Genomic DNA, 8003 nt, shown 5'->3' with positions numbered 1-8003 from the left:
GAAATACAGATTATATATTCCAACATGAAAAACTATCTATCAGACAAAAGAACACACATAAACTACTAAAGGTGGAAAAGCCGGATTTAAAAGAGATTGGTCAGGTAGAAAAACAGATAAAAGGCGTCTCCCTAAAGATGAATATATTTGTTCAACATATAACTTAGCAAAAGGGAATTTTGAAGAAAAATGTTCATCACACTATATCAGGAACGAAGTTCTTAATAAATTTGTTTTAGAGACTATCAAAGAAGTAATCGAGTATGTAAAGTTGAATGAAGAAGAATTTATAAAAAAAGTGTACTCAACCTCAAAAGAGCAAATGGCATTAGAAAAATCCATTGAACATTCAAAAAGTATATTAAAAAACTTTGAGGAAGATAGTATTAGAGCGGATAAGTTTATATCACTTGTAAAGAAATATACTGATTTTAGCGAACTTACAACTCCAATGATAAATGAATTTGTAGATAAGATACTGGTTCACGAGGGTAAATGGGATAACTATGAAAGAACACAGGAAGTTGAAATATACCTGAACTTTATTGGCAAGTTTGAATTGCCACAAGAAGAACCTAAAGAACTTACGCAATAGCAACTTGATGAACTAGAGAAGCTAAGGAAAAAGAGAGAGAAGAAGCGAGAGTATAATTACAGATATTTAAAAAAGAAAAAAGCTAGTATGGAAAAAAATTATGACTTTGTGGTCGGCGTAGTTTTAAAACTGCACCGACTATTTTATTTCATACAAATAAATATGTAAATCAGTAAATTTTCTTAAAAAATATCTTACAACTATTGTTAGATAACACTAACTGATGTATAATCAATAATATCATTATCGATAATTTGATTATTGATTATACTATTAAAATTAAAGTTTTGTAAGAATGGAGGAATGGACATGGCAAATAGAAACCATGAACTTGATAAACCAATCATTGAAGCTGCTAAAATAGAGTTTTTGCAAAATGGATTTCAGGCTGCTTCAATAGGCAATATTGCTAAAAGAGCGGGAGTTACAACGGGAGCAATCTATACAAGGTATAAAGGGAAAGATGAACTTTTTTATAGTTTGATAAAAGAATTTTTAGAAGCTATAAGTGTGAAAAGAAAAGAGAACGAATACTCGTATAGGGAATATTGCGTAGATAAAAACTTTGATCATTTTTTGCGTAGCATTCAGAAAGAAACCAAAGGATATGTAGATGTGTTATTTAAATATTACGAGGAGTGCAAACTAATACTTTGCTCAAGTAAAGGCAGTTCTGTAGAAGCAATATTTCGTGAAATGATGAATAAAAAAATTTCCATAACAAAACAATTTATAAGGGAAAATATAGACCCGAATATAAGTGAGATGAAATTAGATTTGGTAGAGCTTTTGATGAATCAACAATTTAGTGCTTTTAAATTAGTGATTGAAAAAGGATATAGCAAAGAGGAGACAATCGAGTACACAAAAATGCTCGGCGAATTTATTGGGGCGGGTTGGGAAAAGATATTTGATGAAATTATAAATAGGTATTGAATTTATGTACGATAAAGGCAAGAAGGACGAAAATATTTTAGATTTTAAAATAGATTTTTCCTATGAAGGCAAAAAGGAAAAGTCGTTAGATGATGTAATTGGCAGCATATCAAAAGGAGATTGCATAGTTCTTTGTGGCGAAAGTGGATGTGGAAAATCAACATTACTTAGGTGCTTAAACCATTTAATACCGGAGTTCTATGATGGGATATTTAATGGCTATATCTTGGTAAATAGCAACAATATAGAAAACAAGAACATTGGAGAAGTTGGAGAATTGATTTCGTCCGTTTTTCAAGATCCAAGAAGTCAATTTTTTACAATGGAAAGCGATACGGAAGTATCTTTTGGACTTGAAAATAAAGGGTTAAGCCAGGAAATAATAAAAAGAAGAACAGAAGAAGCTTTTTCAAAATTTGGCTTGGAGTATTTGAAAAACAGGGAAGTATTCAAACTTTCAAGCGGAGAGCGTCAACTAATAGCGATTATGTCTGCTTGGGCAATGGATACGGATATTATTTTACTTGACGAGCCAACTGCAAACTTAGATTATTTAGCCATAGAAAAACTGAAAAATATCTTATTGCTTCTAAAAGAAGATGGAAAAACTCTAATAATCAGTGAACATAGGCTTTACTATTTGAAAGAGTTGGCTGATGAATATTGGCTGATAAAAAATGGAAGCTTTTATGAAAAGTATGATAAGGACGATTTTAAGATATTTTCTAAGGATGAATTAAATAATTTGTTTTTACGAGTTACGGATTTGAAGCAGATTGAGGTTCAGAAGAAGTGTTCTAATGTTGTCAATGATAAATTAGAGGTGAAAAATATATCCTTTGGATATAAAAAACAACATATTTTAAATGATTTGTCGTTTACAGCTTATTTGGGAGAGGTGACTTGCTTGATTGGCAAAAATGGTTCAGGTAAAACCACCTTAGGAAAATGTATATGTGGGCTATTGAAACCACAAAAGGGAAGAGTTTTTCTAAAGGAAAAAGAATTGACCCATAGGCAGCTATCGCAGGATAGCCTCTTTATTATGCAAGAAGCTGAATTTCAATTTTTTACAAATTCTGTATTATCTGAACTGAAGTACGGTGTAAATAGAAACAAATATGATGAGATAGAAGCTCTACTTAAAAAGTTTGATATGTGGAAATATCGTGATAGACATCCATTTTCTCTTTCAGGTGGGCAAATGCAAAAATTAACCTTAATGATGGCGTATCTTTCGGATAAAAGTGTGGTTATTTTAGATGAACCAACCTCAGGAATGGACAAAAGAAGTTTAGATACTGTAGTGGGATTGATAAACGATATGAAAAAGAAAAAAATCGTGATAACAATTAGCCATGACTTAGAATTTATTTCATCAGCTGCGGATAAATGTTTGGAACTTGATGATGGAACGATACAAAGGATTTGTGAAGTAAAAGAGAATAGAGATATTGAAAGCATTAAAAGTATATTTGAAAAAGATTTAGAACATCAACCTCCGGCAAAAAGAGAAAAAAATCTTTTAGATCCGAGAACAAACATTTTGTTTTGGCTTCTTTGTATGGTTGCAGTAGGAATCGACAATAAAAGTTTGATTTTTGAATGCAATTTATTAGCTCTCGTTTTTTCTCTTGCAAATAGAAGATACAAGACCTTAGGAATTACTTCTGTCATTATAGGGCTTATTTACGGTCTTGAAATCATATATCCGAATGAAATTACAATATTTACGGCAAATTTGTTTCCTAGATTTATTTTAATATTTCTACTATTACCTATTATTCTCGGAGGTAGAGGGACAACAAATATGCTTGCGGGACTTAGAAAAATAAGAGTACCTGAGAAGTTATTATTGATTCTTGCAGTTTCTTTCAGGTTTTTCCCGGTGCTAAGGAATGATTTTAAATTACTTAGACAGGTGCTTAGAAATAGAGGAAGTTGCAAGCATAAAAATATAATAAAAGAAAAAATAGATTATCTTGAGGCTCTGATTGTATCACTCATTTTTCGAGTGATAAGAATAGGCGAAACTTTATCAGCTTCAGCAGAAACAAGAGGAATTGCTTTAAATCATAAAAAATCATCTTATGTTACTTTACAGTTCAATTTATGCGATTACATATTGATGATTGGAATGATAGTAATTTTGATGATAAATATTTTATAAAAATAGGAGGACTTAATCATGAACAAAAACAAATTGAAAGCGAAAGATATCATTACAGTTACTTTATTATCATTGTGTAACATTTTGATATTTTCGATAGGAACATTCATGTATGCAACACCAATTACCATACTTTTAACACCGGTGCTTTACTCATTATTACAGGGCATTGTTTTCTATGTTATCGGAGTGAAAGTGAAAAAAAGAGGAGCGTTTTTTATATATTCCCTTATTCAAGGAGTGATAGCATTCTATCCACCATATATTTTGATGTTTGTAATTTCAGGATTGATAGCAGAGTTTTTATTATATAAAAAAGGTTATGGTAATTTAAAAGTTATTGGAATCAGCTATGTTATCCAGCAATCTTTGGCTTCAATTGGAAGTGTAATTTATCCATATACAATAGCCTTGAATAAAACTATAGGAGCCATGAAAGAAAAGGAGTTAGCTTCAAATATTATAGCGGCAGGCAAAATGATTTCTTCTTGGGGAACGCTGATTTTACTTGCCTTAGTTATAGTTTCAGCAATCGCAGGAGCTTATATAGGTAGCAAGGTCGTAAGGAAACATATTTTAGAAAAAGAAGCTAATGCATAGGGTGAAGTCATGAAAAAAGAGAAAGAACCAAACTTTTTTAAAGAAATGGATTCGTTTATAAAGCCATACAAAAAAAGATATATTTTATCTGTTATGCTAAGTATGCTTTCTGTTCTATGCGAACTGTTATCCTATGCTTTTGTTGGAATTTTAGCAGGATATATCTTCAAAGGATTTCATGGAAACAACATGATATATGTCTTGATTTTCACTATAATCTGCAAAATATCAGGGGTGCTGCTTTCAAATATTTCAACACTTATATCTCATAAAGCAGCATACTTAACGCTAAAGGACTTAAGATATGCAATTTGTGATAAATTTGTTAGATTGCCGATGGGATATTTTGATATGAATCCTAGTGGAACATTAAAAACTATATTGGTAGACAGGGTGGAAGATATAGAAAAAACATTAGCGCATCTACTTCCGGAGATGACTGCAAATTTATTGATACCTATTGCTATGATTGTTTGGATGCTTGCAGTTAATATTAAGCTTACCGGGATTATATTTCTTTGGGTTATATTTGGACTATCAATCGGAATGCTTATGATGATTGGATATAAGAAAAAATATGAGGGACAAGTACAGGCACAAAAGAATATGAATCAAGCGGTTATAGAGTATATCAATGGGATTGAGGTAATTAAAACTTTCAATATGGAAGATAGTTCATATGCCAAATATAAAAATGCAGTCATACGCCATGCGGAGTATGCTATAAACTGGATGAAAAGCTCACAGATTTATGCGTCTCTTTCCTATAGCATAGCTCCTGTATCTATATTTCCAACAATTGTTGTGGGATTGATACTTTTTAATAATGGGTTTATTACTGAGCAAAGTTTATTTTTGTTTATGATGATTTCTCTTGGTATATTTAAACCGATTGTTAAAGCGTCCAGTTATATTGACCAATTGGCACAGATGGGAACTGTTGCTAAGGAAATAAAAGGAATCTTAGATTATCCGGAACTTAAGAGAAGTGAGAATTCTAATTTAAAAGAAAAAATGACATACGACATAGCGTTTGAAAATTTACAATTTTCTTATGATGGGACAAAAAATGATGTTGATGATGTGAATTTAACCATTAAAGAAAAAACTATGACTGCAATTATTGGTACTTCAGGTTCAGGAAAATCAACTCTAATGAAACTTTTAGCCGGATTTTGGGATTTTGAGAAAGGAAACATAAAAATAGGTGGTATAGGGGTAAAAGACCTTTCAATGAATGATCTGAATACTCTTATCTCCTATGTGGATCAAAATACATTTTTATTTGATGATACTATTTTGGAAAATATTAGAATAGGTAAAAAAGATGCAACGAATGATGAGGTGATAGAAGCTGCTAAAAGAGCCGGTTGCCATGATTTTATTGTAACTTTGCCTGATGGATATGACACCATCGCAGGGGATAGGTTATCCGGTGGAGAAAAGCAAAGAATAGCTATTGCCAGAGCAATTCTAAAAAATGCTCCAATTATCATATTAGATGAAGCAACTGCAAGTACAGATATTGAAAATGAAGAAAAAATTCAAGGAGCGTTACTGGAATTTACCAAAGGAAAAACACTAATTGTTATTACACATAAAATTAAAACTGTCATAAATGCAGATAAAATCATATATATGGAAAATGGGAAAATCATTTGCGATGGAAAACATGAAGAACTTATTAAATCGTGTTCTGCGTATAAGCATTTATATGAAATAGCAAATTGATTGGAGGTGAGAATATGTTTGAAGCTATAAAAAGTGTATGGAACTTTAGTAAGAAAAGGCAAGGCAGTTTAGTCAAAATTTTAATTCTATCATTTATAGAAGGCATATTCGTTATGCTGAAAATGATAGCAATAATTTTAGCGGTAAACGCCATGTTTAATAGTAATTTAATGGACAATTATATTTATAAGGTAATGATACTCGGAATTGTATGTATCATCGGAGTATTTGGTCTTGGTTATTTCACACAATTGGGTTCTGTATCCGTTGGATTTGAGATGGCGAAAGATAAAAGGTTATATTTTGGATCATTATTTAAAAAACTCTATTTAGGGTTCTTTAGCAAAAATTCAGTAGGAAATATAAACTCAACACTGACTACATCTATTTCAACTGTAGAACAAGTCGCACCAATCATTTTAATTCATGTGATAGGTGGAATTTTATCTGCTATATCAATAGTTTTAGGATTTGCTTACTATGAATGGCAAGTTTCCGTTGTAATATTTGCAGGCATATTAACATATTTGTTTGTAGTTAATTATCAAATGAAAATTTCAAGAAGCGAAGCTCCCAAAAGACAATTAGCACAAACAAAATTAACGGAAAGTGCTATTGAATTTATACAGGGAATAAGCGTAATTAAGGCTTTTGGTATGGGAGAAAAAGATGAAAGAGTAAAAAAAGATATAGATGGTAGTTGTGTTAATAATATAAATTTATCCGAAAAATCTATTCCCTCAAGCATAGGTGCCGGTCTTACGATACAACTGTTTGAAATTATGATTATTAGCTATGCGTTTTTTATGTGGAATAGTGGAGAAATTTCTCCTCAAAAAGCCATCAATTTATTGATTATGAGCTTTGTAATATTCCAGTCTGTAAGTCAAGCAGGTTCTATTCTTTCTATGATTGGGCTTTTAGATAGTTCACTAAAGGATATAAGCAGTATGGAAAATGCTGAAGAAATAAAGGTATTATCACCTATTCAAAATATAAAATCCAATGAAATAGAATTTAAAAACGTGAGTTTTTCTTACGGAAAAGGAGAAGCTTTAAAGGGAATATCAGTAGCTCTTAAACCGAACACACTTACAGCGATTATCGGACCTTCAGGTTCAGGAAAAACAACGTTTTGCAAGCTTATACCGAGATTTTATGATGTAAGCGAAGGAGAAATTCTGATTGGTGGAGCAAAAATAACAAATATCTCCACCGAAGAATTGATGAAAAATATAAGTATGGTATTTCAAAATGTGTATTTGTTTGAAGATACAATTATGAATAATATTCGTTTGGCAAAGCCAAATGCCAGTGATGAGGATATTATATCCGCTGCAAAAAAAGCGCGCTGTCATGACTTTATAAAAAGCTTGCAAAAAGGATACGAAACTAAAATTGGCGAAGCGGGTAGCACTTTATCCGGCGGAGAAAAACAAAGAATAGCGATAGCTAGAGCAATACTCAAAGATGCTCCCATTGTGATTTTAGATGAATTTACCAGTGCTTTAGATGTAGAAAATGAACGCCATATTTTGCAAGCCATCGATAATTTAGTACAGAATAAAACAGTTATTATGATTGCACACAGGTTAGAAACTGTTAGGAAAGCAGATAACATCATAGTTTTAGATAAAGGGGAAATAGCACAAGAAGGAACGCATAATGAGCTTATAACTCAAGATGGGATATATAAATCATTCATTTCAATAAGAGAGCGAGCAAATAAATGGAGTTTTAAGTAAATACATCTATTTTGATGTTTGACTAAATAGATGAGTATTTAATGGGAGATGACGATGTTTTTTGATAATAAAAGTTTTTGAAAGTAACTTTTAACACAAAAATTAAATAATTCAATAACAATAAGAGTTAATTTGATTGTTATTTTCGGAGGACTTTTTACGCCAAAGTGGAGAAGTCCTCCTTTTTTATTCTCAGAAAACCATGATGTCATACGCAATAAAGGCA

Annotated in this window: 6 protein-coding genes and 1 pseudogene; all 7 read left to right on the top strand. The window is 31.5% G+C overall.

Annotated elements, in window-relative coordinates; translation table 11 throughout:
• Positions 1 to 115 precede the first annotated feature (115 nt).
• Positions 116 to 238: pseudogene (locus Q0W95_RS06655) on the top strand (hypothetical protein); the annotation flags it as partial.
• Positions 239 to 271: 33 nt separating this feature from the next.
• On the top strand, positions 272 to 595 hold the full coding sequence (locus Q0W95_RS06650) for a DUF4368 domain-containing protein (RefSeq protein WP_002838923.1): 324 nt from the start codon (positions 272 to 274) through the stop codon (positions 593 to 595).
• 309 nt (positions 596 to 904) lie between these two features.
• On the top strand, positions 905 to 1531 hold the full coding sequence (locus Q0W95_RS06645; RefSeq protein WP_068455232.1) for a TetR/AcrR family transcriptional regulator: 627 nt from the start codon (positions 905 to 907) through the stop codon (positions 1529 to 1531).
• Between the two features lie 4 nt (positions 1532 to 1535).
• Positions 1536 to 3701: an ATP-binding cassette domain-containing protein gene (locus Q0W95_RS06640; RefSeq protein WP_297791127.1), complete on the top strand. Its 2166-nt coding sequence runs from the start codon at positions 1536 to 1538 to the stop codon at positions 3699 to 3701.
• Between the two features lie 18 nt (positions 3702 to 3719).
• On the top strand, positions 3720 to 4301 hold the full coding sequence (locus Q0W95_RS06635) for an MptD family putative ECF transporter S component (protein WP_297791125.1): 582 nt from the start codon (positions 3720 to 3722) through the stop codon (positions 4299 to 4301).
• 9 nt (positions 4302 to 4310) lie between these two features.
• On the top strand, positions 4311 to 6032 hold the full coding sequence (locus tag Q0W95_RS06630) for an ABC transporter ATP-binding protein (protein ID WP_297791123.1): 1722 nt from the start codon (positions 4311 to 4313) through the stop codon (positions 6030 to 6032).
• Between the two features lie 14 nt (positions 6033 to 6046).
• On the top strand, positions 6047 to 7777 hold the full coding sequence (locus tag Q0W95_RS06625; protein WP_068455219.1) for an ABC transporter ATP-binding protein: 1731 nt from the start codon (positions 6047 to 6049) through the stop codon (positions 7775 to 7777).
• Positions 7778 to 8003 lie beyond the last annotated feature (226 nt).

Source organism: uncultured Anaerococcus sp. (genome assembly GCF_947253225.1).
In the GTDB taxonomy this organism is placed as follows: domain Bacteria; phylum Bacillota; class Clostridia; order Tissierellales; family Peptoniphilaceae; genus Anaerococcus.
The sequence above is the reverse complement of the archived record's forward strand: the minus strand, read 5'-3'. Positions and strand labels throughout refer to the sequence as shown.